The following is a 22,881-nucleotide window of genomic DNA, read 5'->3' on the forward strand; positions in this document are numbered from 1 at the left end:
GTCAATCGTCAATAACCATACCCGCAGGTGGCGGCGACAGTGTTTGCGGACAAGACGGCTGGGCCTCGAAATGAGCCTTATAGGTTGCGAAATCGACGGAGAAATTCATGGTCTGACGACGCGATTCTAGGCCGGTAACATCTTCGATGGGGTAGGCGCGCCATTTGCCGTTATCACAACGGAACTGGGTGCCATATCTTTGTGACCTGCCTTCGGTGATGGCCAGACGGTCAAACATCCTAGCGCGTAGCGGCGACACCTAAACCCGCCATGCCGTCTCTGAACGGGCAAGAGACATCTCTCAAGGGACTGGGCTTGGGCCTGATGGGCGCAGGCATTGTCGTTGCTGTCCTGTCGTTCATTCCATTCGCGGAGGCCTGCAAGCGTGGCTTGTGCAGCGTCGGTTTGTGGGAAATGGGCGATTATCGCCTGTGGCTGTTCGCAAGCCTGTGGACCGTGTGTCTGCTGGCCATCATTGCGGGCTGGAAGCTGGTTGGCAGCGCACGTTCTATGCGGCTGTGACCCGCGCGGTGAGTGGACACTAAGGCAATAATTTTTGCCACTATGTTAAATAAATTTGACTCTATGTTCGTTTAGGTATTCCTGTAGCGTCAGCAGGGAGGAAGCGCACATGGCTTTTCGTGAAAAAATGGCGTGGTTCACGCTGATCAGTTTTACTGTGACCTATGCGGTCTATTTCGGCATAGCGGCACCGTCCGTGGATTTCGGCCGCAACAATATGCTGGATATCGTCTGGACCTTCGGGCCAGTGGCTGCGGTGCATGGCCTGATCTCGGCCATTGGCAGTGCGGCTATTGCCATTGCGGCCCGTCGCGACGCCCGCAACATGGCCGACGAGCGCGATCACGCCATCGACCGCAAGGCGACGGCTGTGGCCTATTACATCATGCTCACCGGCATGATCCTTGTCGGTGTGGCGGGACCGTTCACCCTGCCAGCCTATAAGATCGTCAATCTGTCTCTGGCTGTGATCGTAATCTGCCAGATTGTGCACGACGCTTTGGTAATCCACGGCTATCGTCGGGGCAGTCATGGCTAAGTCAATTCATAATAATATCCGCACCCTACGCTTTCACGCCTCCGAGATGACGCAAGCCGACCTCGGCGAGCGCGTCGGCCTGACCCGCCAGACCATCGCCGCCATCGAGCAGGGCAAATACTCTCCATCGCTGGAAACCGCCTTCAAGATCGCTGACGTGTTTGGTGTGCCTCTGGATCAGGCATTTAGCTGGTCCTAGCGCAGTTCCAGTTCATTGAACGCCGAATAGCCCTTTTCTGCCGTGAAGCTGTGCGCGTCGGCCAGTTTCCATGACAGGCCGTAGAAGGGGTGTTGCTCGCCCAGTTCCAGCAGTTCGCCCGGTTTCAGATAGGTATGGATCTGGGAGTAGAGCCGGATTTCGGACTGGCTGATGCGGCGGACCAGATGCTGTGGGCCAAGGTCTTGCGGGCGGGCAATGCCTGCGGCGGCCAGCATCTCGGCCAAGGCGTGCATGGTGCTGTTGTGATAGGTGGCGACTCGCGTGGCCTTGTCCGGCACCACCAGAGCGCGTTGGCGTGCCGGGTCTTGGGTGGCGACGCCCGTCGGGCATTTGTTGGTGTTGCACGTCAGGGACTGGATACAGCCCAGTGCGAACATGTAACCGCGTGCCGCATTGGTCCAATCCGCCCCCATGGCCAGCAGGCTGGCAATATCGAAGGCGCTGATGACCTTACCGGCCACACCGACCTTGATGTGTTGACGCAGGCCCGCCCCGACCAGCGTATTGTGAACCAGCAACAAACCCTCGCGCAGCGGCGTGCCGATGTGGTTGGCAAACTCCAGCGGGGCCGCGCCGGTGCCACCCTCGGCACCGTCCACGACGATGAAGTCGGGCATGATGCCGGTTTCCAGCATGGCCTTGACGATGCCCATGAATTCCCACGGGTGGCCGATGCACAGTTTGAAGCCGACAGGCTTTCCGCCCGACAGCTCGCGCAGTTGCTGGATGAACTGCATCATCTCGACCGGGGTGCTAAAGGCCGTGTGATAGGCAGGGGACACACAGTCCTGACCCACCGGCACACCACGGATTTCGGCAATCTCGGGCGTAACTTTCGGGCCGGGCAGGATGCCGCCGTGGCCGGGTTTTGCCCCTTGGCTGATCTTGATCTCGATCATCTTTACCTGTGGCGAAGAGGCATTCTGGACAAAACGTTCAGGGTCGAATTTGCCGTCTAGTGTACGGCAACCGAAATAGCCGCTGCCGATTTCCCATACGATGTCGCCGCCCGCTTCGCGGTGATAGCTGCTGATCCCACCTTCGCCGGTGTCGTGATAGAAATTGCCAGCCTTGGCACCTTGGTTCAGGGCGCGAATGGCATTGGCACTGAGCGAGCCAAAGCTCATGGCCGAGATGTTGAACAGGGATGCCGAATAGGGCTGTTTGCACTGTGGTCCGCCGATGCTGACGCGCATGGTGGACAGGTCGGCCACGGGAGCTGGGCGCATGGACGGGGCGATGAACTCGTAACGCTCGCTATAGACATCCAGCAGGGTGCCAAAGGCCCGCTCGCTGCTTTCGCCCTTAGCACGGGCATAGACCAGCGAGCGCTGGCTGCGCGAATAGGGGGTTGCCTCGTTGTCGGCTTCGAACAGGTATTGGCGCAATTCGGGACGGATTGCCTCGATGAGCCAGCGAAAATTGCCGATGATCGGATAGTTGCGCCGTACCGAGTGGCGCGTCTGGATCAGGTCGTAAAACCCTAAGGCCGTGATGGCCACAGACAGCAGGGTCAGCGGCCACAGACGGTGTTCCAGCATCAGTCCGACCAGCAGCCCCAGCGTCAGAACGACAAAAATCGCCAGTACGGTGAAACGACTGATTTTCATGATTTAGCCCCCGATACCGTCCGGCATGATCCAGACTAAATACCGAGCTAGCAAATAGGTGCCGGAATTACAGGCCTTAAACGCCTCTAGCCGTTCACGTCAGCGTAAACGGATGTGGTGGCTTCATCGAAACGGACGCTGGCCACATCGCCGATTTTGAGATTGGTCAAAGGAGTTCGAAGGCGCAAGCATTGGCCGTCTTTTCCCAGTGTCAGCTCACAAAATGTGCCGCCAAAGGTAATCGCTGTGACCTTTGCTCCCTCACAGGCGGGCGAGGCATGGATGCTTTCGGGGCGGGCCATCAGCCAGCCCTCACCATCGGCCAGATCGCAGGAGGCGGAGCCGAAAACGGTGGTGGCGATACCGTCCTTGATGCGAGCTTTCAGCACTTCGGCCTCGCCCAGCAGACGGGCGGCGGCGATGGATGACGGGTGCTGATAGCAGTCCTGTGGGCTGCCTGATTGTAGGATGACGCCCTTGTCCATCAGTACCAGATCATCGGCCATCATCAGGGCCTCTTCGGCATCGTGCGTAACGATCAGGACGGCGGTGCCGGAGGCCCGAAGCGTGTCGATCAGACTGCGGCGGACCTCTGATTTCAGGTGGCGATCAAGGCCGCTGAACGGCTCGTCCAGCAGGATGGCGCGGGGCTTGCGGGCTAGGGCGCGGACCAGTGCCACACGCTGTTGCTCGCCGCCCGACAGCATGTGCGGCCAGCTATCTGCGCGGTCGGCCAGTTTGACATGGGCCAGCCATTCGAGTGCCTTTACGCGACGGTCCTTTTTCGACCCCTTCAGGCCAAAGGCGACATTGTCGGCCACGGACAGATGCGGGAACAGGGCGTAATCCTGAAACACCAGACCGATATCGCGATGCTCTGGTGGGACCGATGAGTGTTGGTCTGCCAGCAAGGCATCACCCGCATGCAGCGTGCCGCCATCCAGAGGCTCCAAGCCCGCAATCATGCGTAGGATGGTAGACTTGCCACTGCCCGACGGGCCGAGCAGGGCCGTGATCCGGCCCGCCGACAATGACAGCGAGGCGTCACTGACGGCCACGCGGCCATTATAGCTGCGGCGGGCATTGGACAGGCGGAGGGTGGCGTGTTCGCTCAACAGGTTTACTCTTTAGTCGTGCGGGCGCGGCCCGTCTTGGTCACCTGACGGGTCAGCCAGATCACCCCCGGCAGGGCCAGACCGATAATCAGCAGGGACGGCCATCCGGCCTGTGCCAGCCGCTCGTCCAGTGCATAGTTGGAGGCCAGAACCGCCAAGGTGTCAAAGTCGAACGGGCGCAGGATCAGCGTCGCCGGAAGCTCTTTCAGAACATCGACAAATACGATCAGTCCCGCCGTCAATAGCGCACCCTTGGCGATGGGAAGCTGGATACGGGCGGCGGTGGACATCTCGCCATGGCCCAGACTGCGGGCGGCAAAGCCCATGGCGGGGGTGACTTTGGAAAGGCCGGCTTCGATAGGCTCAAGGGCGGCGGCCATCAGGCGTGCGGCATAGGCATAGACCAGCAGCGCCACACTGACGCCCGCCCCGCTGATGGTGCTGGGCGCGATGGTCCAAAGAACGGTGGCAGGCCCCAAAAGGCCGATAGCCATGACGGCCCCCGGGGTTGCATAGCCGAGGCTGGCGATGCGGGTGACGACCGGCATGTGGCGCGCGCCCAGTGCCAACAGGGTGGCCAGTGCGACAGTCGCTGCTGCGCCAATCAGGCCCATAGAAAGCGTGCGACCTGTGGCCGTCCACAATCGTGCCCAGTCAGGTGTGACCTCCAGCGAGCGCCACAACAGATAACCGACAGGCAGCAACAGGCCGAGCGTCAGGATCAACAGGCAAAATAAGGTCGCGCCCCAAGCCTTGAGGCCGGACAGGGCGACGGGTTCCAGCGTGCGTTGTTGTCCGCGTGTGGTCTCGAACCGGCGGCCCTGACGGCCCCAGCGTTCCAACGCAAACAGCGCCGCCGCCGTGACCAACAAAGGCAGGGCAAACCGTGCCGCCGAGGCCGGAGAACCATAGACAGACCATGCCCGCACCACGCCGGTGGTCAGGGTCTGGACGCTGAGGAACTGGACCGCGCCATAGTCGGCCAGCGTTTCCATGACAGCCAAAGCTATGCCCGCCGCCAGCGCAGGGCGGGCCAGCGGCAGGGCCGTGCGGCGAAACGCTTCGCTAACCGAACAGCCCAGCATACGGGCGGCCTCGACCGGATGGACCGACTGGCTGACAAACGCGGCGCGCATGGCCAGAAACACATAGGGATAGAAGGCGCAGCTGAGGACAAATATCGCCCCGGGGATGGAGCGCATCTGGAGCGGAATATCAAAGCCGAGTGCAGGCCGCAGCCACATACGGAACAGTCCGCCGACATCGAAAATCTGCGAATAGGAATAGGCCAGTGCAAAGGCCGGAACCGCCAGCGGCAGGGCCAGCGCCCATGCAAACACGCCACGCATCGGAAAGCGGTGCAGCGCCACCAGCCATGCAGCCAATGTACCGACGACGCCCGTGACAATGGCCACCCCGAGCGCAACCACGCCCGATGTTGTCGCGTATCGGGCGATATCCTTGAAGGCAATATCGGCCCGCCCCGGTTGCAGGGCGGCAAACACGACGCCCAATAGCGGGAGCAGGGCGACAACCGCTGCTGCCCAGCCCAGAACATGCAAAGGCGAAAGCCCGCCGCGTCGTGCGCGGCGGGCCTGTTTGTTACGCGATGGGGCTTGGGGGCTTATCGCCAGCCCGCCGCGCTGATCATCGACTGGGCCTTGGCCTGATTGATACCATAGCGCGAGACGTTCATCGGATGGGCGGTGAAGTTGGCATAGGGCGCAACCGCTGCTGCGGGTGCTGCGCCGTTCGCGGCCGGATATTCGAAGTTCAGTTCGGTGACGATCTGTTGCGCTTCGGGAGAGGCGAGGAATTCAAGGAATTTGACCGCGTTGTCCTTGTTCGGGGCATGGGCGGCCACGCCACCACCCGAAATGTTCACATGCGGGCCTTTGCCGTCCAGCGACGGGAAGCCGAGGCGCAGCTTGGACGCGATCTCGCGATCGGCGGCATCTTCGCCATTGGCCATGCGGATAAAGTAATAGCTGTTGGTCAGGGCCACTTCACAGACACCGGCGGCAACGGCACGGATCTGGTCGCGGTCACCACCTTCGGGCGGACGGGCAAAGTTCTGGGTGACGCCTTCGACCCAAGCCTTGGCCTTGTCCTCGCCCCATGCCTCGATCAGGGCACCGACCAGCGACAGGTTATAGACGTTATCGCCCGAGCGGGCGCAGATTTTGCCCTTGAAACGCGGGCTGGCCAGTTGGGCATAGTCGGTGACTTCGTTCGGCTGCACCTTGGCCGGATCATAGGCCACGATACGGGCACGACGCGAGAAGCCGTAATATTGGCCCGACGGCTCGCGCAGGTTTTCCGGAATGGCAGCGTTCAGAGCTTCGGAGTTCACGGTTTGCAGCAGACCTGCATCCTGTGCGCGCCACAGAGCACCGGCGTCGGCGGCCACGAACACGTCGGCGGGGCTGTTGGCACCCTCGGCCTTCATGCGGGCGATCAGTTCGTCGGGGCGACCTTCGATGCGCTTGACCTCGATGCCGGTCTTTTCCGTGAACAGGTCATACAGTTTCTGATCTGCATCATAGTGACGGGCGGTGTACAGGTTCAGGACCTTGGACGACGCGCCATCGGCGGCTTTGTCCGACGACTGGCCACAGGCGGCAAGGGTCAGGGCAGCCGCGGCAGCAGCAAGGGCAGTAAGACGGCGCATACGGAAACTCCGGATCGGGTCAGTGAGGCCTGTGGCTTTAATGCGAATGGCTCGCAAAATCATTGAGGCATTCTGACGCAGATTGCAAGAAAGGTTTCGCCGTGAAAATCGACCGACCGATGCAATCCGATAAGGGCGACACGCTCAGCTTTTACGCATGAGGCAATAGACAAATTCTTGTTCGCTATCCCATGGCGTTTTGTGGATTTCGGTGGTCGTGTCGAGCAGATCAAAACCGTCACCGAAAGCGACCACCAAAGAGTTGCTGTCGTACCGCACAATGTCCAGACCGCTGCATTTCAGGGGGCCATCCGGCCCAAAGGTTGCGACCACGATATACCCCTGCGGTTTCACGGCCTGACGGACACGTTGAATATACGCGTCGCGATCTTCAGGGCGGGTCAGGAAGTGGAATACGGCGCGGTCATGCCACAGATCATAACGCCCAAAACCGAGGTCAACGGTGGTAATGTCCGCAGCAATCCAGCTTACGGAATCTGCTGACGTCCCAAGGCGAGCCTTGGTCGCATCTAGGGCAGCTTGCGAAATATCAAGGACGGTGACATCGCTGCGTCCGCTGCGGATCAGGTCATCGACAAGGGTGGATTCGCCGCCGCCAATGTCGATGATCGCACTGCCCGGATCGGTCAGGACGCTGTCGATCAGTTGCAGGGAAACTTCCAGACGCGGGCGATACCAACTGACTTCGTGCGCCGATTTGGTTTCGTAAACATTTTCCCAATGGGGCTTGGTTGTCATCGTCTCTCGTTCTCGCGCACGGTTATCTGGATACCGGTCTAGCCTCGCGGTCAAAAGTGGCAATGAAGATCAGCGCACGATTTCGATAATGTCGAGTTGGGATTCCTGTTTGGGGAAGGGGATGGCCAGACGCCAGCGCTGATCGCCAATGCGCTCCAGTACGCCCGCCTGATCCCGTTCGGGCTGCTGGCCATAAGCAGGAAAGCCCTTTTCATCGCCCCAGCTCTGCGTACCGACATAGACCAGACGGCGCTCGCTATCGGGATACAGCAAACCCCTGATGCGCTGGCTGCCGGTTGTTTTCTCAAGGATCAGATCACCACCTGGGGTCAGTTCCACTCGGCAGGCAAAATAGGGATAGGCCACAAAACCTGAACCCACATCTCCCCGCACCCCTAGCTTGATAGTGCGACAACGATAGTTTCCGGGGGCGGGCTGCAACCGCCCGCTTTGAGCGGCATCCGGCACAACCAAAGCGCCCAGCGCCTTTAGTTCCGGAGCGTAACCGTCGCGTCTGGCTCGGGTGAGGGCCGTATCCCACGCCTCGTCCAGCCGGCCCAGCAGGGCCGTATCTGTTGAGGACGCAACCTTGTGCCAGTCATCGGTGCCGCCCTGTTCTCCTTGAGTCTGGTCGCCTTGAGACTGTTTTCCTTGGGGGGGAGTGGGCGCAGCAGGTTGGCCGATAACGTCATCCGGAATGCCGTCGGTTGCCTCAACCTGAACCGCTGGCTCGTTCTTCGCCGCCGGTTCCGGCTGCCGGTCACATGCACCGATGAACAGTATCAGAGTGGATGTAGGGACACTAAGGACTGAACGCAGCTTCATGATCTGGCTCCTGTTAGGTCGGAATAACGGGGGGCGCGGCGTATGGTTCGCCATGTCCGGTGTAGAGTTTTTCAGCGTGGCGTCCGCTTCTTGATGGCCAATCGCATCCCGAAGAACAGACTGGCCGAATAACCCAGTAACAACACAAGCGAGAGGCCCCAGAACATCATGTCCGCGCGGGGGCTAAGGTCCCCGTAGGTGTGGCCAATGAGCAGCGCGAACGAGATGAAGGCCAGCACTGCGAATACAAGAGAAATCAGCCAGAACGCCAGTATGCCCAGAATGAAGCGCAAGATAACCGGTTCATGGCTTGGCGATCTCATGGGAGGCTCGATAGCTTGAAGGACTGTTGTTCCTATCCGCACCCTGCCAGCCAAGGATGAAGCGGGCAACTCCACTCATGCTTATCTGTGAGCGAGTTTCTACGGTTGTAGAAGGTAATGTATAAGTAAATTCAAAGGATTGCTGATAAAAAAACTACGTAGATAGCTTGGCGACCGCTGTTCTGCGCTGTGCTAGCGTCACTGCATGAAGGAGCACATCATTCGTCCGCCACTTTGGCGTCTCGCGCTTGCGTTTATCGTCGTGCCCGGCGCTGCCGCGCTCTTGATGGCAATCCTGCAACCACTCTATGCGGGACTGTCTAACTATTGGGACAGAGTGTTCGGAACGGCTTTGGTCTATGCGGTTGTCGGTGCATATCCCGCAGCTATTGTCCTAGGCGTGCCTGCTTATCTTTTGGTGAGAAATAGGCTGCGTCCTACGATTATTAACTGCGCGATGGTTGGTGCTATAGTTGCATCGCTTCCTTGGCTTGTATTGGCGCTAGTCTCTTCGCCTGATTACGCATCCTACGGTGACAGCGTCACTCATGAGAATGGCCACATCACCGTTGCGGGGCTTTTTTATCTATTCATCGAGATGGGCCAAATCTGCATATTTGGGGCAGGTGCCGGTATGCTGTTTTGGCTCATTACTGTTCCTGTCGCATGTTGGAAGCTTTCTCCAACTGAACGGTGAAGCAGGTGCATAGCTGGGCTTAGCGATCAAACCACATACGGACATTAGACCTCTGACGAGGCCACTTCATTTGACCCATCTGCCGTTCAATGCGACAGCCGCCAGAGCACCCGTTTAGGGCAACAGTTCAGGAGCGCATCATGGCCATCACCCTTTTCGGCATCAAAGCCTGTGACACGATGAAGAAGGCCCGTGTCTGGCTGGACGAGAACGGCGTGGCCTATGACTTTCACGATTATAAGGTGAAGGGTGCGGATAAGGCCGAGCTGGAGAAGTGGGTGGCCGAGCATGGCTGGGAGAAGGTGCTAAACAAGGCGGGCACCACCTTCCGCAAGCTGCCGGACGAGGCCAAGGCCGATATTGATGATGCCAAAGCCATTGCCCTGATGATGGAGCAACCGTCGATGATTAAACGTCCGGTGCTGGATCTGGGCAATGGCACGACGGTGCTGGGTTTCAAACCGGAAATCTATCAGGCGGCCTTGAGAAGCTAAACAAGCCGGGCTTATCTAGCCCTCGACATCGGTCAGCGGGCGGTCATGGCCGTCCGCGCGTTCAGTGACCCATTCGCCGCTGGCATTCTGGTATTCGATACAGGCGTTGGCATCGGGCACCTTCTGTTCGCGGGCGGCGTGGCGCGCCGCTGCGGCGGCGCTGTCGTGGCTCGGATAGGTCTCCGACCAAGTTTCGTCCAGTCGATAAGCCCAGCCGCCGTCGTGTTCCTGAATGCGATAGGTGATAAGTGCCATGCTGCGTCCTCCGGTGAGTGATACCCGAGATGAACGCACAGGCTGCCTGCCAAGCTTCCGCCAAGTCTTACAAAGATTTCATGCGTGTGCCTGCATCCGTGGGGCTAGGTGGATGCCTCATACATCCGAAGGCTCCGTTTTCGCGGGCCGATCGGAAGGAGATATTCATGGAAGAGTTGACGGGTCTGTTTGCTGTGATCGGCGTTTTTGGCAGTCTGACTGCCATCTGCACCCTTCCGCCCTATCTGAAGCATCGCAGCAATCGCGAGATGCAGAAAACGGTGCGTGCCGCGATTGCCGAGGGACAAAGCCTGCCTGCGGAACTGATCGAGGTCATGACCCGCGATGTGAAGAAGGGTCTGCCGTCGCGGACGCGCGATATCCGTCGTGGCGTGTTGTGGATTGCGGCCGGTATCGGCATCGCCCTGTTGGGCTTCTTTGGCGATGTCGAGTTCGGCGATACACGCTGGATTGGCATGGGCACCATGGGTGTGGCCAGCATCCCGTTCGTATTTGGCATCGCATATCTGGTATTGTCGTTCTTTAACAAGATTCCGGATTGAGATTGCCCGGACGATGATCCGAACACAGCCCCTTTCGGCCATGCATGACGTTGAGCTGGCTGCCTTGTCGGCAGCTGGCGGTCGTCGTGAGTATGGCGAGCTGGTGCGACGGCATTCGCCGTTCGTTCGGGCCTTGCTGCGCCGCATGGGTGCCCAATATGCGCTGGCAGACGATTTGGCGCAGGATGCCTTCATGCGGGCCTATGAGAAATGTATGGATTTTCGCGGGCAGGGGAGCTTCGGCTCCTGGGTCGGGCGGATCGCGGCGCGGCTTTATTTGCGCCAAATCCGTCATGATGCCCGCTATGCCGATCTGGAGCTGCTGGGCGACGAGGACTGGCAAAGTCTGGAGATGGACCCGATTGGACGGTTCGATCTGGACAAGGCCCTGAATGCGCTAAGTGATTCCGAGCGTCTATGTGTGTCCCTTTGCCATGGTGCAGGGCTGACACACGAAGAGATCGGCAAGTCGCTGAACCTGCCGCTGGGGACGGTAAAATCACATGTCAAACGCGGGCTACAGAAGCTGAGGGGACATCTTCTGCCTGCGCAAACTGCTGAAACGAGGTTGGACCGTGTCGGCTGATGAATTCGATCCCGCTATCGAGCGGGCCTATCGCGTAACGCCCGAGTTTGCCGATTCGGCACTTTTTGATGCCGAGGTGGCTGTCAGGCTGGAAAACCGCTGGAAATGGCGGCGGGCGCTGATGTTGGTGCTGGCTGTCGCGGCGGCGTTTGTGTTTTTGCGACAATTCGTAAGCGTGCAGATGAAAAACGTCCTGCAGGGCAGTCTGGAAGAGGGTTCGCTGGCGACGATTCTTCAGAAGGGCGAGGCCAGTTCGATGTTCGAGCCGGTGCGTGATGCCGCCCAGCAACTGGGTTTGACGGGGTTTTCGCTGGGTTCGTTCTCGGGCGCACAGATTCTGATGATGTCGGGGGTAATCCTGACGCTCGCACTGGTGGCCAGTGCGATCCGGTTGGCCAATTCTCTGTAAGATCGCCGTTTTACAGCCTTGATCCGCCGTTAATCGCGAAAAAGAACCCGTCTATCGCACAGGCTGCGTTGCGGGCGGCGTCGGGACACTTTAGGGTCGCGACGAATTTGCCACCCGTGTTTTCAACGGCTTTTGGGGCGACTGTCTTGGTTGATGTCTTCGAACAGGTCGAAGAGGAGCTTCGCTCCGAACGTTATAAGCGTCTTGCGCGTACCTGGCTGCCGATCGGCGCCGGTGTCGGTGCGATCGCGCTGATCAGTGCATTGGGCTGGTGGGGATACCAGACCTGGCAAACTAACGAGGCCGACAAGGCTTCGGTGGCATATCAGCGCGGAATCGAAGCTTTCGCTGCCGGTAATATGGATCAGGCTAATACCGCCTTTGGCGAGGCTGCTGATACCGCATCGCGCGGCTATAAGGCGTTGGCCCTGATGCAACAGGCCGGTATTGCCGTCGAGCAAGGCAAGAACGACGAGGCTGTGCGTCTGTTTGACGAAGCGGCCAAGGCGGGTCGTGACCCGATCATCGCCGATGGTGCTTCGCTCAAGGCTGCCTATCTTCTGCTCGACAAGGGCTCGCTTGAAGACATGACCAAGCGTCTGGAGCCGCTAACGGGCGAGAAGCGTCCGTATCGTGCGCTGGCTCAGGAAGCTTTGGCGACAGTCCAGTTGTTGAACAACAAAACCGTTGAAGCGCGTGAAATCTTTGTCCAGCTGCAGCTGGGACAGGACGTGCCGCAAACGGTTCGCCAGCGTGCCGTCGTTGCCGTTCAGCTGATTGATTCCGGTACGCATGGTGCGGTCCGCAAGATTGTCGACGAAGCGGCCAAGCTGCCTGCACAACCGCAAGTGGTGGCGCAAACTGCGGCTCCGGCCGAGGCTGCGCCAACGGCACCTGCGCCAGCCCAGCCTGTTCAAGCCCAACCTGCTCAAGCCCAGTAATCTGCACGAGAAGCCCGAGATGAATCGATCGCTTAAAATCGTCTTGTTGTGCGGCCTGGCCGCGACCGTGGCTTCTTGCGGCACGGTCAAGCGCGCCCTTCCTTTTGTTAATAAGGATGATGGTCCCAAGGCGGTTGCTACACAGGGCGAGCGTATTTCGATCCTGGAATTTGAGCAGCAACTGGCTCCGTCACCGGCGCTATCGGGCCGTGATTTCTTTGTACCGGGACCGCAGGCCGTTATCGCCTGGACCCAGCCGGGCATGAATGCCGAAGCTGACACGGGCCACGTCATTGCCGCCGCTGACTTCACTGTCGCGTGGCGTCGCGATATCGGTGCGTCTTCGGATCGCATGAAGCAGGTTATGGCTCCGCCGGTGGCTGCCGATGGCCGTGTCTTTGTGATGGATGGCGAGGCGACTGTCTCGGCTGTGGATGCTGCCAGTGGCGCGGTCGTCTGGAAAAAGACCGTCGGCATTGGTGAGCGTGATTCCGGGCGTCGTCGTTTCGGTATTTCCTTGGGTGGCGGTTCTTCGGGCGGCGGTTTCGGTGGCGGCATGGCCGTGGCCGACAACAAGGTTTTTGTGTCTTCGGGCTATCGTTCGGTTTCGGCGCTGAATGCGGCGACGGGCGAAGTGGTCTGGACGCATGAAACCGATCTGCCGATCCATAATGCGCCGACCGTTTCGGGTGGCCGTGTCTATGTGATCGACGTGGATAACCAGCTGATTGCGCTGGATATGGCGACGGGTAACCAGAGCTGGACTTATCGCGGTATTACGGAACCGGCTCGCATCATGCGTGCAACCAGCGTCGCCGTCAGCGGTGACACGGTTATAGCTCCGTTCTCGTCGGGTCAGGTTGTGGCTCTGCGTTCCACCAATGGCCAACCGGTGTGGGAAGAGGTGCTGTCGCGCACCAGCCGCACCAATGCCCTGTCGGAACTGCGAGATATTGCCGGTCGTCCGGTCATCAGCCGCGGCTTCGTCTATGCGGTCAGCCAGTCGGGCGTAATGCAGGCGCTGGATATCCGCACTGGCGCACCGCGCTGGGAACTGCCGATTGGTGGCGTGAATGCGCCGCTGCCGGTGGGGGATGTGGTCTATGTGGTGTCGAAAACCGGCGAGTTGACCGTGATCAACCGCGATACCGGCCAGATCTATTGGACCCGTGACCTTAACGATGGTCGTATCCGCACCGAAGGTGGCTGGTTCTTTGGCATGGGCAAGCGTACAGTGCGCCCGTCGTGGTCTGGTCCGGTGCTGGCTTCGAACCGTCTGGTTCTGGTCAATTCCGAAGGCCAGATGGTGGCTTTTGATCCGAAAACCGGTCAACAGACCGCTTCTCTTGACCTTGGTGCTCCGGCCTATATTGCGCCCGCCGCCTATAACGGCGCGCTCTATGTAGTGACGGATGAAGGTCGTTTGATCAGCATCCGCTGATTTTGTTCTGAAATTGCGTTAGAAGGCCGACATGGCTCTGAAGATCGCCATCGTCGGCCGGCCCAATGTGGGCAAGTCGACACTGTTTAACCGCCTCGTTGGCAAGCGCCTTGCGCTGGTCGATGATCGCCCCGGTGTGACCCGTGACCGTCGCTATGCCGACGGTAATATCGGGGACATGGACCTGACCCTGATCGACACGGCCGGCTATGAGGATGTCAGCGATGGCACCCTCGAATCCCGTATGCGCGAGCAGACCGAGGCCGCCATCGAGGATGCCGATATCATCCTGTTCACCATGGATGCGCGTGAAGGCGTAACCGAGCTGGACCGTATTTTTGCGGACCGCCTGCGTGGTGTGCACAAGCCGGTTGTGCTTTTGGCCAACAAATCGGAAAGCCGTGAAAGTACCGGCGGTGTAGGCGAGGCCTATGCGCTTGGTTTTGGCGAGCCTGTGCCGATTTCCGCTGAACACGGCGAGGGCATGGCCGACCTTTATCAGGCCTTGGTCGCGGCTTCGGAAAATGTGTTCGTCGAGGAAGTCGACGAACCTGAAAAGCCGATCCGTATTGCCGTAATCGGTCGCCCGAATGCGGGTAAATCGACGCTGATCAACCGTCTTATCGGTGATGACCGTCTGTTGACCGGTCCCGAAGCCGGTATCACGCGCGACTCGATTTCGGTGGACTGGCAGTATGAAGGCCAGAATATCCGCCTGATCGACACCGCAGGGATGCGCCGCAAGGCCCGCGTCAACGAAAAGCTGGAAAAGCTTTCGGTCGCCGACACCATCCGCGCCATCACCTTTGCCGAGGTGGTCGTGCTGGTGATGGACAAGGATGACGCGTTCGATACGCAGGACCTGCAACTGGCCGATCTGGTCGAGCGGGAAGGTCGCGCGCTGGTCTATGTGGCCTCCAAGTGGGACCTTGAAGAAGAGCCGCAAGCCCGACTGGCCAAGCTGAAGGCGATGGCCGACGACAAGCTGCCGCAGCTGAAAGGCTCGGAATTTGTAGCGCTGTCGTCGTTCAATGGTCGTGGGGTCGACCGTCTGATGCCAGCCATCCTAAAGGCTTATGAGACTTGGTCGGTAAAGGTCAAAACCAAGGATCTGAACGACTGGCTGGCACTGGCGACCCAGAGACACCCGCCGCCCGCCGTAGACGGCAAGCGTATCAAGCCGAAATATATCGCCCAGATCAAAGCCCGTCCTCCGACGTTTGTTCTGATGGCGACGCGTGCGGATTCGATGCCGGAGCACTACAAGCGATATCTGGTCAACTCGATCCGTGAGTCCTTCGATCTGAAGGGCACGCCAATGCGCTTGAACGTCAAGGCCAGCAAGGCCAACCCCTATGCCGATGGCGGTGCCAAGTCGGGACCGGAACGTTTTAAGGGTGCGGCCAAGACAGCCCCTCGCAAGGTGCTGAAGGCTGAGAAGGAAGAGAAGTTCTCGAACCTTCCGGGCAAGGCGCTGGAGCAAAAGGCCAAGGCGGGCATCAAGCCCAAGGTGAAACCTTTGGGTGGCTTGAAGGCTTCGGCCTCCAAGAAGTCCGGCACCAATGCAATTGTCGGCAAGGGCGCACGCGGCGGGGCACGTCAAGTTTCCCGTTCGGGCCGTATCCGTACGGGCCAGAAGGGCGGCGCAAAGCGCTAGGCATTTTGTCTGGCAAAGAAATTCAGGGCGATCCCTTACCGGATCGCCCTTTTCTTATGCTGAAAATACAGGAATATTCAGCATCAGGAACGGGGGTATTGATAATGAAATTGGCTGCGATCTTATGGCTTGTCGCAGGGCAAACGATGCCGGTTCAACCGCTATCGGAGTGTCGCGTACTGCAGGTGCCTACGGTTGTGCGCTTGACCAAGCCTGTGCGTCCAACTGTTTCGGCCTGTATCGATGAAGCGAGAAATCGCCATAACTGTCGGTCAGCCGTTATCAATGCCTATAATGCTCAGATGGAACAATATGCTCATGATTTCGATCGCTATATCGACGACATGAACGGCTATGTCGAAGCATTGAACAGATACATGGATCAAGTCAGTCAATACACCGTCTGCGAACGGGATGCGGCGGGGATTGTTTCAGGCGTAATCACGGGCTGATTACGTTTTGTTACGTACAATAAAGGCCGATTTTTACACGTTAAAGTAGTGAATAGTATTGGGGAGGTTTTTCGATGACGGTTCTTGTGGCCTTGCTGGGCGCATTAAGTCTGGATGCGGCTGTAGTACAAGATGAGCCTGATGTTGATTGTCGGAATCCGACGACAACACTCGAGATGAACCACTGCGTGGCGCTGTTGCAGCGACAGGTCGAGCAGCAGCTCCAGACCTATCTGGATGCGACCCGTGCCAAGATTCGCAAAGAGGTCGAAGACCCTGAAGCGATCATTGCCCAGTTAGAAGACAGCCAGAAGCGATGGGAAGACTATACGCAATCAGCCTGTGAGACGGTCTATACCTACTGGCAGGGGGGATCTATCCGCAACCTGATGGAAGCGAGCTGCCGGATGGAATTGATGCGTGAGCGCGCGCATCATTTCTGGCGAGACTATCTGGGGGCAATGATGACGACTCCGATCAATATCCCGAGCCGCAGCGGGCGGTTTACAAGACCGATGAAGAGCATAATCACTGAATGATAAGGCCGCTTCCGATAAGGGAAGCGGCCTTTGATTTAGTGCGCCTGTCCGGCTTTCCAGTCTGCGAACTTGCTGAACAGTGGCGGCTCCCTGTCGCCGCGGGCCAGATCCACCATCAGGGGGGTGATTTCCTGCGGGTGGGCAAGGATCAGAGGATCTTCGCCAGGGAAGGCTTGGGCGCGAAGACCGGTACGCATCCGGCCCGGATCGACAATGGCCACGCGGATGGGCATGGATTCGATTTCGTCGGCCCAGCAGCGCATCAGGTTCTCGGCACCGGCCTTGGTGGCGGCATACGGGCCCCAGAACGCGCGCGGGGAAGCTGCGACGCTGGTGGTTAGGTGAATGACACGCGCCGCCGTCGAGGCCTTCAGTAGAGGCTCTAGCGAGCGGATCAGGCGATAGACGCCGGTAAAGTTGACCTTCTCGATCTTGGCAAAGCCGCGCGGGTCGGCGTGGCTAACGGGCGTCAGGCCCTCGGCACCCATGGTGGCGGCGGCCTGTACCCAGATGTCCAGCTTGCCGAAACGCTCGAACAGCGCGCCGCCCAGACGGTCGATGGCACCGCCGTCGATCATGTCGAACGGGATCAAGGTGGCGTGTTTGCCGGTGGCCGCAAAAATTTCGTCGTCCAACTCTTCCAGCCCGCCCTGTGTGCGGGCGGCGGCGACAACATGGGCACCGGCTTTTGCAAAGGCGAGCGCAGTTTCACGACCGATGCCGCGCGAGGCACCGACGACCAGAGCGATACGGTCTTGAAGCGGAAGGTTTTGGGTCTCGGACATGCGCCGCTGATAGCGCGGCTCGCCGAATGAAGAAAGGGCCGCCGGATCATCCGGCGGCCCTTTTGTTCAGGCATTCACGGTGAGAATGGAAACCTTCTTGCCGCGAACCTCGCGACCGCCTTCTTCGGCCTCGCGATCCAGAAGGCGGGTGGGGTATTCGCCGGTGAAATAGTGATCGGTAAATTGCGGCTTGTCATTGTCGCGCGGGCCGACACCGGTGGCTTCGTAAAGGCCATCAATCGACAGGAACCCCAGCGAATCTACCTCGAGGACAGCGCGCATTTCTTCCAGAGTGTGGGTGGCGGCCATCAGTTGCGAACGCTCGGGCATGTCGATGCCATAGAAATCCGGATACAGGATTTGCGGGCTGGCCGAACGCAGGTGAACCTCTTTGGCACCGGCCGCACGAACGGCACGCACCAGTTTCAGCGAGGTGGTGCCGCGCACGATAGAGTCGTCGATCAAGACCACGCGCTTGCCTTCCAGCACAGCCTTGTTGGGGCTGTGCTTCATGCGCACACCCTTCTGGCGCGAAGCCTGGGATGGCTGGATGAAGGTACGGCCCAGATAGTGGCTGCGGATAATGCCCATTTCAAAGGGGATGCCCGCTTCCTGAGCATAGCCCAGAGCCGCCGGAACGCCCGAATCCGGCACCGGCACGACGATATCGGCTTCAATGTCGAACTCGCGGGCCAGACGACGGCCCATTTCCTTACGGACTTCATAGACCGAGCGGCCGTTCACGATGGAATCGGGACGGGCAAAATAAACATATTCGAACAGGCAGGGACGGGCGGCTTGCTGAGCGAAGGGCTTGATCGAGGTCAGACCCTCTTCGTCAATGACGACGACTTCGCCGTGTTCCACGTCACGGATGAAGGTTGCGCCCATGGTATCCAGCGCACAAGTCTCCGAGGCCAGAACCCAGGCCTCGCCCAGCTTGCCCAGAACCAGTGGACGGATACCCAGCGGATCACGCGCACCGATCATCTTGAAGCGGGTCTGGGCCACTAGGGCGAAACCGCCTTCGATACGGCCCAGCGCGTCGATGAAACGCTCGACGATCTTGGCTTTACGGCTGCGGGCGATCAGGTGAAGGATGGCTTCCGAATCCGAGGTGGACTGGAAGATCGCGCCTTCGGAAACCAGCTGCGCGTGAATGTGCTTGAAGTTGGTCAAGTTGCCGTTGTGGGCAATCGCGATACCGCCCTGATCCAGATCGGCGAACATCGGCTGGACATTGCGCAGGAAGCTGCCGCCAGCTGTCGAATAACGGGTGTGACCAACAGCAGCACAGCCCGGCAGGCGGTTGGTGAGGTCGGCATTGCCGAAAGCCTCGCCCACAAGACCCATATGGCGTTCGGTAAAGAAACGCTCGGAGTTCAGGACACTGGCGATACCGCAAGCTTCCTGACCACGATGTTGAAGGGCATGCAGGCCCAGGGCAACGATAGAGGAGGCTTCATTTTCCGGAGCCCCCCATACACCGCATACACCACATTCAAGGCGCAGTTGGTCATCGTCCGGTTCGCGCCAATGTTCACGGTGAACGACGGGATCGGCGATATGGTGGGGCATCGTGTAACTCCGATGACCGAAAGGTCGGGTATGGCCCGCCACCTAGTCCTCATGCGGTCAGAGTTCAAGGGTCATTGATCGCTTTGATCCGAAAACCCCTCCGATACCGACTTTTGGACGACGGGTGTGAGGGCATCTGCGCCTTTGGCCATGGCTGGAAGGACAATCTGGATGGTTGCGGCCGAAGCGATGCTGACGGGCAGGGTCTTGGCGGTCGCAAACCAGCGGGGCGGATTGTCCCCGACAATACCCATGAGAATCAGGTGAACTGCGCCGACCAGAGCCAGAGCGCGCACGACGCCGAGGGCGGTGCCGATGATCTGGTCCATGGTGCCGAGCGCATTGCCGCGCACGCCCTTGGATAGCGCGCCGGTTGACCAGCGGATGATGAAATACAGAGCCACGAACACCACACCGACCGCAAGGATCGATCCGGCCCAGTCGGGATCGACGAGATTGCGACCGAATGGAGCCGTCCACGGCAGGGTCAAAAGCGAGATCAGACCCGCCACAAAGAAGCTGAGCAGGGCGGTCAGTTCGCGCAGGGCACCGCGAAACCATCCCGCTGTCGCCGACAGCAGGATGGCCAGAATGACAAAGACATCAAAACCGGTCATGGCCTGTGGCTAGCACGACAAGAGCGGTTTTTCCGAGGCTTTAGAATTTGTTTTGCGCGATGCGGTCCACGGCATTGGCGAGCGTTTCGACAACCGTCAGGGTGACATTCGGCTTCTTGCCCTTGGCCTGAGGCGGAGCCAAGGCCCGCTCAAAGCCCAGCTTGGCAGCTTCGCGCAGGCGAGCCTCGGCACGGCCGACGGCGCGGACCTCGCCCGACAGGCCGATTTCACCAAACACCACACATCCCTTGGGCAGGGGCTTGTCCAGCGCTGAAGATATCAGGGCTGCCGCAGCCGCAAGGTCGGCGGCGGGTTCGTTGATCCGCATACCGCCCGCCACGTTCAGATAGACATCCTTGTCGCCAAACGTGATGCCGCAACGGGCTTCAAGCACGGCCAAAAGCATAGCCAGACGCCCTGAGTCCCAGCCGACAACCGCACGGCGCGGCGTGCCATAGGCGGACGGAGCCACCAGTGCTTGTATTTCCACCAGCACAGGGCGCGAGCCCTCGATACCGGCAAACACAGCCGCCCCCGGTGCGCCTTCCTTGCCTTCGCCAAGGAAGAGGGCGGAGGGGTTGGAAACCTCGCGCAGGCCCGCATCGCCCATTTCGAACACGCCTATCTCGTCAGTGGCCCCGAAGCGGTTCTTGCCCGCCCGCAGGATACGGAACGGGTAGCCGCGCTCGCCCTCGAAGCTGAGGACAGCATCGACCATGTGTTCAACGACGCGTGGACCTGCAATTTGGCCGTCCTTGGTGACGTGACCGACCAGAACAATGGCGGGGCCACCGTCTTTGGCCATCCGCACCAGTTCGGCAGCGCAGGCGCGGACCTGAGTGATTGAACCGGGACCGGATTCGTGGACGTCGGACCACAGGGTCTGGATGGAATCGATGATGACAATGTCGAACTTGTCGCGTTTCAGCGTCGTCAGGATATCGCGCAGCGAGGTGGCCGAAGCCAGCGCCACAGGCGCATCGGCCACGCCCATGCGCTTGGCGCGGGCACGGATCTGTTCAATGGCTTCTTCGCCGGAAATATAAGCGACCTTGGCCCCGCCACGGGCAGCCTTGGCGGTGACTTCCAAAAGAAGGGTGGACTTGCCCACCCCCGGATCGCCGCCCAAAAGGATGGCCGAAGACGGCACCACACCGCCGCCGCACACGCGATCAAACTCGACAACGCCGGTCTTGATGCGCGGGGGGTCGGGCGTGTCAGAGACCAGCGTTTCGAAGGTGATGCCGCGTCCACGTGCTGTGGAGCTGGGCTTCATTGCCCCCGGAGGTGCGGCTTTGGATTCCTCTACGAGGGTATTCCATTCCTGACACCCCGTGCATTGGCCGGTCCATTTGGCATGGACGGCACCACAGGATTTGCAAACGAAGAGAGACGAGTCACGAGCCATGATCAAAGCGTAGCAGAGAAACAGAACAAGAACAGATGTCTGTTTCCAAATGCGTCCGTTTCTGACGTATCCGGCGCAGCTATAAGTTTTGGTAAGGTTGGTTGCGGGACATGGTGATGCTGTCTCGTATGGATTATGAACGCATCAGCTTTATGGAGGGGCCGATGTCCGCTGAAAATCCGCCTGTTTTTGATCCCGGTCTAGTGGACCGCGTCAAGGGCATCATCCTGCGTCCCAAATATGAGTGGCCGATCATTGCCGCGGAACAGGCGACGGTAAAATCGCTGTTCCAGCGCTATGCCATGATCCTGGCTGCTATTGGCCCGTTTGCGACGGTGATCAGCAAGCTGGTATCCGATGACGACGCTGTATTGTCAGTGATCCTGTACGGGTTTGTGTCCTACGGACTGAACCTGCTGGCGGCCTATATTCTGGGCATTGTCATTGACGGCGTGGCGCACAACTTCGGTTCTGAAAAGAACATCCTGCAGTCCATGAAGCTGGCGGTTTATGCGATGACGCCCTTCTGGATTTTGGGCATTCTGAATCTGATCCCGGGGGATGCCCCTGCGGTGATTTCGCTGCTGGTCGGCGTTTACGGGGCTTATCTGGTCTATTGCGGACTTGGCCCGCTGAAACAGACACCCCAAGACAAACAACTGGTGTTCACCATCGTTCTGGTGATCGTGTGGGGCTTGCTGACGGCTGTGGTCGCGGGATTGATTTTGGCGGTGTTTATGGCTTTCTCGGTCATAGGCGAAGGGGCAATGAGCTTCGCTCTCGACTAAAAGAAAAGGGCCCCGAAAGGGGCCCTTTTTGTATCTGGATCAACCGACATAAAGGCGGGGCACGCGCGGGGTGATCGAGGTCAGCAACTCGTAGCTGATCGTGCCCGCAGCCGAAGCCGCATCGTCGATCAGGCGGTTGTTGCCGAAGATCTCGACGCTGTCGCCCGCCTTCACATCAAGGCCGGTCACGTCCACGGCCAGAACGTCCATCGAGACGCGGCCAATGATGGGGCGCAGTTGGCCTGCAACCCAGACATGACCTTTGGGCGAGTAGGAACGCAGCACGCCGTCTGCATAGCCCGCGCCGCAGGTGGCAACAGTGACGGGACTGGTCACTTTATAGCCCTGCGAATAACCGACGGTTTCACCGACGGGCACTTCGCGCACCTGCATGATCTGGGCGTTCAATGTGGCTACGGGTGCGATCTTGTCGTGCGGCTTGCCCTCTGGGCCGCCGCCATAAAGGCAGATGCCCGGACGCACCACGTCAAAACCGAAGTCTTCGCCAAGGAAGCAACCGCCGGAATTGGCAAAGCTGCGGATCACACCGGGGTATTTTTCGACCACACCGGCATAGGCGTCGCGTTGCTGACGGTTCAGCGGATTGGACGGTTCGTCGGCGCAGGCGAGGTGGGTCATCACCAGTTCCAGCCCAGCAAACGGCTCCGGCGCATTTTCAACGCGATAGCCGAGGCGGTTCATAGCCGTGTCGATTTGCAGACCACAGGCACCGCCACCCGAGGACAGCCAGTTTTCGACCTGAGCGGGCTGGTTCAGCACAGGGCGCAGATTGGCCTCGCGGATCAGTTTGATGTTCTCGCCGTGCGCGCCATCCAAAACATAGATGGTCGGCTCGGCTCCGATGCCTTGGCGCAGCAGAGCACCTTCGGCAGCGCGCGCGACGAAGAAGGTCCGCGCACCCTCGGCCATCAGACGCTTGGCCACCGCTACGGCACCAAGGCCATAGCCGTCAGCCTTCACGACCGGATTGACCGGCCGGCCCGTAATGGCCTGAAGGGTGTGAAAATTACGCGCCAGAGCGCCAAGATCGACGGTAAGGGATGCGGGCAGGGAGGACATGGCGCGAA

The 22,881-nt window shown here is 59.5% G+C and carries 28 protein-coding genes; 14 read left to right on the forward strand and 14 right to left on the reverse strand.

Going from position 1 to position 22,881, the window contains the following annotated elements; translation table 11 throughout:
• Nucleotide 1: 1 nt before the first annotated feature.
• Nucleotides 2-259, reverse strand: a complete 258-nt coding sequence (locus WEU32_RS05745) for a hypothetical protein (RefSeq protein WP_406853185.1) — start codon at nt 257-259, stop codon at nt 2-4.
• A gap of 11 nt (nt 260-270) precedes the next feature.
• Here WEU32_RS05745 and WEU32_RS05750 point away from each other — a divergent pair, with 11 nt between their 5' ends.
• The 3 genes from WEU32_RS05750 (at nt 271) to WEU32_RS05760 (ending at nt 1,259) form a co-directional block, all read left to right on the forward strand.
• A complete protein-coding gene (locus WEU32_RS05750; protein WP_406853186.1) occupies nt 271-522 on the forward strand; it encodes a hypothetical protein in 252 nt (83 codons plus the stop codon).
• 109 nt (nt 523-631) lie between these two features.
• The gene (locus WEU32_RS05755; protein WP_406853187.1) at nt 632-1,060 is read left to right on the forward strand and encodes a DUF2178 domain-containing protein; all 429 of its coding nucleotides are present in this window, start codon (nt 632-634) and stop codon (nt 1,058-1,060) included.
• Nucleotides 1,053-1,259, forward strand: a complete 207-nt coding sequence (locus WEU32_RS05760) for a helix-turn-helix transcriptional regulator (protein WP_406853188.1) — start codon at nt 1,053-1,055, stop codon at nt 1,257-1,259. Before WEU32_RS05755 ends, WEU32_RS05760 begins: the two co-directional genes overlap by 8 nt.
• On the opposite strand, the gene WEU32_RS05765 is transcribed toward WEU32_RS05760, so the two are convergent.
• The 7 genes from WEU32_RS05765 to WEU32_RS05795 form a co-directional block, all read right to left on the reverse strand.
• Nucleotides 1,256-2,890, reverse strand: a complete 1,635-nt coding sequence (locus WEU32_RS05765) for an FMN-binding glutamate synthase family protein (RefSeq protein ID WP_406853189.1) — start codon at nt 2,888-2,890, stop codon at nt 1,256-1,258. The two genes, WEU32_RS05760 and WEU32_RS05765, sit on opposite strands and share 4 nt — an antisense overlap.
• A gap of 86 nt (nt 2,891-2,976) precedes the next feature.
• Complete coding sequence (locus WEU32_RS05770) at nt 2,977-4,005, reverse strand: ABC transporter ATP-binding protein (RefSeq protein ID WP_406853190.1); 1,029 nt, start codon at nt 4,003-4,005, stop codon at nt 2,977-2,979.
• Nucleotides 4,006-4,010: 5 nt separating this feature from the next.
• Nucleotides 4,011-5,567 carry an ABC transporter permease gene (locus WEU32_RS05775; protein ID WP_406853191.1) on the reverse strand — a complete coding sequence of 519 codons (1,557 nt, stop codon included), beginning with the start codon at nt 5,565-5,567 and terminating at the stop codon, nt 4,011-4,013.
• Nucleotides 5,568-5,629: 62 nt separating this feature from the next.
• Nucleotides 5,630-6,676 carry an extracellular solute-binding protein gene (locus tag WEU32_RS05780; protein ID WP_406853192.1) on the reverse strand — a complete coding sequence of 349 codons (1,047 nt, stop codon included), beginning with the start codon at nt 6,674-6,676 and terminating at the stop codon, nt 5,630-5,632.
• Between the two features lie 144 nt (nt 6,677-6,820).
• Entirely contained in the window at nt 6,821-7,435 is a 615-nt protein-coding gene (locus WEU32_RS05785; protein WP_406853193.1) for a class I SAM-dependent methyltransferase, read from the reverse strand.
• Between the two features lie 69 nt (nt 7,436-7,504).
• Nucleotides 7,505-8,260, reverse strand: coding sequence for a DUF4893 domain-containing protein (locus WEU32_RS05790; RefSeq protein WP_406853194.1), 756 nt, complete (start codon nt 8,258-8,260; stop codon nt 7,505-7,507).
• A gap of 71 nt (nt 8,261-8,331) precedes the next feature.
• Nucleotides 8,332-8,583, reverse strand: coding sequence for a hypothetical protein (locus WEU32_RS05795; RefSeq protein WP_406853195.1), 252 nt, complete (start codon nt 8,581-8,583; stop codon nt 8,332-8,334).
• 205 nt (nt 8,584-8,788) lie between these two features.
• Between WEU32_RS05795 and WEU32_RS05800 the strand changes: the two genes are divergently transcribed.
• Nucleotides 8,789-9,280 (forward strand): hypothetical protein, encoded by a 492-nt coding sequence (locus tag WEU32_RS05800; RefSeq protein WP_406853196.1) that lies wholly within the window; start codon nt 8,789-8,791, stop codon nt 9,278-9,280.
• Between the two features lie 140 nt (nt 9,281-9,420).
• A complete protein-coding gene (locus tag WEU32_RS05805) occupies nt 9,421-9,774 on the forward strand; it encodes an ArsC family reductase (RefSeq protein WP_406853197.1) in 354 nt (117 codons plus the stop codon).
• A gap of 15 nt (nt 9,775-9,789) precedes the next feature.
• Here the strand turns inward: WEU32_RS05805 and WEU32_RS05810 are convergent, their stop codons facing one another.
• The gene (locus WEU32_RS05810; protein ID WP_406853198.1) at nt 9,790-10,029 is read right to left on the reverse strand and encodes a hypothetical protein; all 240 of its coding nucleotides are present in this window, start codon (nt 10,027-10,029) and stop codon (nt 9,790-9,792) included.
• 167 nt (nt 10,030-10,196) lie between these two features.
• On the opposite strand from WEU32_RS05810, the gene WEU32_RS05815 reads away from it, so the two are divergent.
• From WEU32_RS05815 to WEU32_RS05850, 8 genes are all read left to right on the forward strand, one after another.
• Nucleotides 10,197-10,592: a DUF6249 domain-containing protein gene (locus WEU32_RS05815; protein WP_312137985.1), complete on the forward strand. Its 396-nt coding sequence runs from the start codon at nt 10,197-10,199 to the stop codon at nt 10,590-10,592.
• A 13-nt stretch (nt 10,593-10,605) separates the two neighbouring features.
• Nucleotides 10,606-11,178, forward strand: a complete 573-nt coding sequence (locus WEU32_RS05820) for a sigma-70 family RNA polymerase sigma factor (protein WP_312137987.1) — start codon at nt 10,606-10,608, stop codon at nt 11,176-11,178.
• Entirely contained in the window at nt 11,168-11,587 is a 420-nt protein-coding gene (locus WEU32_RS05825) for a hypothetical protein (RefSeq protein WP_406853199.1), read from the forward strand. Before WEU32_RS05820 ends, WEU32_RS05825 begins: the two co-directional genes overlap by 11 nt.
• A gap of 146 nt (nt 11,588-11,733) precedes the next feature.
• On the forward strand, nt 11,734-12,528 hold the full coding sequence (locus WEU32_RS05830) for a tetratricopeptide repeat protein (protein ID WP_406853200.1): 795 nt from the start codon (nt 11,734-11,736) through the stop codon (nt 12,526-12,528).
• Nucleotides 12,529-12,547: 19 nt separating this feature from the next.
• Nucleotides 12,548-13,969: a PQQ-binding-like beta-propeller repeat protein gene (locus WEU32_RS05835; RefSeq protein WP_406853201.1), complete on the forward strand. Its 1,422-nt coding sequence runs from the start codon at nt 12,548-12,550 to the stop codon at nt 13,967-13,969.
• Between the two features lie 31 nt (nt 13,970-14,000).
• Complete coding sequence (gene der / locus WEU32_RS05840; RefSeq protein WP_312813649.1) at nt 14,001-15,626, forward strand: ribosome biogenesis GTPase Der; 1,626 nt, start codon at nt 14,001-14,003, stop codon at nt 15,624-15,626.
• A 5-nt stretch (nt 15,627-15,631) separates the two neighbouring features.
• A complete protein-coding gene (locus WEU32_RS05845) occupies nt 15,632-16,078 on the forward strand; it encodes a hypothetical protein (RefSeq protein WP_406853202.1) in 447 nt (148 codons plus the stop codon).
• Nucleotides 16,079-16,152: 74 nt separating this feature from the next.
• The gene (locus WEU32_RS05850) at nt 16,153-16,617 is read left to right on the forward strand and encodes a lysozyme inhibitor LprI family protein (RefSeq protein WP_406853203.1); all 465 of its coding nucleotides are present in this window, start codon (nt 16,153-16,155) and stop codon (nt 16,615-16,617) included.
• A 35-nt stretch (nt 16,618-16,652) separates the two neighbouring features.
• Here the strand turns inward: WEU32_RS05850 and WEU32_RS05855 are convergent, their stop codons facing one another.
• The 4 genes from WEU32_RS05855 to radA all read right to left on the reverse strand — a co-directional run bounded on the left by WEU32_RS05855 (nt 16,653) and on the right by radA (nt 21,005).
• Nucleotides 16,653-17,402 (reverse strand): SDR family NAD(P)-dependent oxidoreductase, encoded by a 750-nt coding sequence (locus WEU32_RS05855; RefSeq protein WP_406853204.1) that lies wholly within the window; start codon nt 17,400-17,402, stop codon nt 16,653-16,655.
• 66 nt (nt 17,403-17,468) lie between these two features.
• Entirely contained in the window at nt 17,469-18,980 is a 1,512-nt protein-coding gene (gene purF / locus WEU32_RS05860) for an amidophosphoribosyltransferase (protein ID WP_312137999.1), read from the reverse strand.
• Between the two features lie 71 nt (nt 18,981-19,051).
• Entirely contained in the window at nt 19,052-19,597 is a 546-nt protein-coding gene (locus WEU32_RS05865) for a CvpA family protein (RefSeq protein ID WP_312138001.1), read from the reverse strand.
• Nucleotides 19,598-19,637: 40 nt separating this feature from the next.
• Complete coding sequence (gene radA / locus WEU32_RS05870) at nt 19,638-21,005, reverse strand: DNA repair protein RadA (RefSeq protein WP_406853205.1); 1,368 nt, start codon at nt 21,003-21,005, stop codon at nt 19,638-19,640.
• Nucleotides 21,006-21,121: 116 nt separating this feature from the next.
• Here radA and WEU32_RS05875 point away from each other — a divergent pair, with 116 nt between their 5' ends.
• Nucleotides 21,122-21,793, forward strand: coding sequence for a Yip1 family protein (locus WEU32_RS05875; RefSeq protein ID WP_406853206.1), 672 nt, complete (start codon nt 21,122-21,124; stop codon nt 21,791-21,793).
• A gap of 39 nt (nt 21,794-21,832) precedes the next feature.
• Here the strand turns inward: WEU32_RS05875 and alr are convergent, their stop codons facing one another.
• Nucleotides 21,833-22,873: an alanine racemase gene (gene alr / locus WEU32_RS05880; RefSeq protein ID WP_406853402.1), complete on the reverse strand. Its 1,041-nt coding sequence runs from the start codon at nt 22,871-22,873 to the stop codon at nt 21,833-21,835.
• Between the last annotated feature and the right edge of the window lie 8 nt (nt 22,874-22,881).

Source organism: Brevundimonas sp. BH3 (assembly GCF_045345115.1).
GTDB lineage: Bacteria > Pseudomonadota > Alphaproteobacteria > Caulobacterales > Caulobacteraceae > Brevundimonas.

Coding starts and splice junctions, on each gene's coding strand:
- WEU32_RS05855 (WP_406853204.1), bottom strand. CDS start 17,402: ATGTCCGAGACCCAAAACCTTCCGCTTCAAGACCGTATCGCTCTGGTC.
- WEU32_RS05800 (WP_406853196.1), top strand. CDS start 8,789: ATGAAGGAGCACATCATTCGTCCGCCACTTTGGCGTCTCGCGCTTGCG.
- WEU32_RS05865 (WP_312138001.1), bottom strand. CDS start 19,597: ATGACCGGTTTTGATGTCTTTGTCATTCTGGCCATCCTGCTGTCGGCG.
- alr (WP_406853402.1), bottom strand. CDS start 22,873: ATGTCCTCCCTGCCCGCATCCCTTACCGTCGATCTTGGCGCTCTGGCG.
- WEU32_RS05850 (WP_406853203.1), top strand. CDS start 16,153: ATGACGGTTCTTGTGGCCTTGCTGGGCGCATTAAGTCTGGATGCGGCT.
- WEU32_RS05875 (WP_406853206.1), top strand. CDS start 21,122: ATGCTGTCTCGTATGGATTATGAACGCATCAGCTTTATGGAGGGGCCG.
- WEU32_RS05760 (WP_406853188.1), top strand. CDS start 1,053: ATGGCTAAGTCAATTCATAATAATATCCGCACCCTACGCTTTCACGCC.
- WEU32_RS05755 (WP_406853187.1), top strand. CDS start 632: ATGGCTTTTCGTGAAAAAATGGCGTGGTTCACGCTGATCAGTTTTACT.
- WEU32_RS05820 (WP_312137987.1), top strand. CDS start 10,606: ATGATCCGAACACAGCCCCTTTCGGCCATGCATGACGTTGAGCTGGCT.
- WEU32_RS05835 (WP_406853201.1), top strand. CDS start 12,548: ATGAATCGATCGCTTAAAATCGTCTTGTTGTGCGGCCTGGCCGCGACC.
- WEU32_RS05790 (WP_406853194.1), bottom strand. CDS start 8,260: ATGAAGCTGCGTTCAGTCCTTAGTGTCCCTACATCCACTCTGATACTG.
- radA (WP_406853205.1), bottom strand. CDS start 21,005: ATGGCTCGTGACTCGTCTCTCTTCGTTTGCAAATCCTGTGGTGCCGTC.
- WEU32_RS05805 (WP_406853197.1), top strand. CDS start 9,421: ATGGCCATCACCCTTTTCGGCATCAAAGCCTGTGACACGATGAAGAAG.
- der (WP_312813649.1), top strand. CDS start 14,001: ATGGCTCTGAAGATCGCCATCGTCGGCCGGCCCAATGTGGGCAAGTCG.
- WEU32_RS05780 (WP_406853192.1), bottom strand. CDS start 6,676: ATGCGCCGTCTTACTGCCCTTGCTGCTGCCGCGGCTGCCCTGACCCTT.
- WEU32_RS05795 (WP_406853195.1), bottom strand. CDS start 8,583: ATGAGATCGCCAAGCCATGAACCGGTTATCTTGCGCTTCATTCTGGGC.
- purF (WP_312137999.1), bottom strand. CDS start 18,980: ATGCCCCACCATATCGCCGATCCCGTCGTTCACCGTGAACATTGGCGC.
- WEU32_RS05750 (WP_406853186.1), top strand. CDS start 271: ATGCCGTCTCTGAACGGGCAAGAGACATCTCTCAAGGGACTGGGCTTG.
- WEU32_RS05785 (WP_406853193.1), bottom strand. CDS start 7,435: ATGACAACCAAGCCCCATTGGGAAAATGTTTACGAAACCAAATCGGCG.
- WEU32_RS05810 (WP_406853198.1), bottom strand. CDS start 10,029: ATGGCACTTATCACCTATCGCATTCAGGAACACGACGGCGGCTGGGCT.
- WEU32_RS05815 (WP_312137985.1), top strand. CDS start 10,197: ATGGAAGAGTTGACGGGTCTGTTTGCTGTGATCGGCGTTTTTGGCAGT.
- WEU32_RS05765 (WP_406853189.1), bottom strand. CDS start 2,890: ATGAAAATCAGTCGTTTCACCGTACTGGCGATTTTTGTCGTTCTGACG.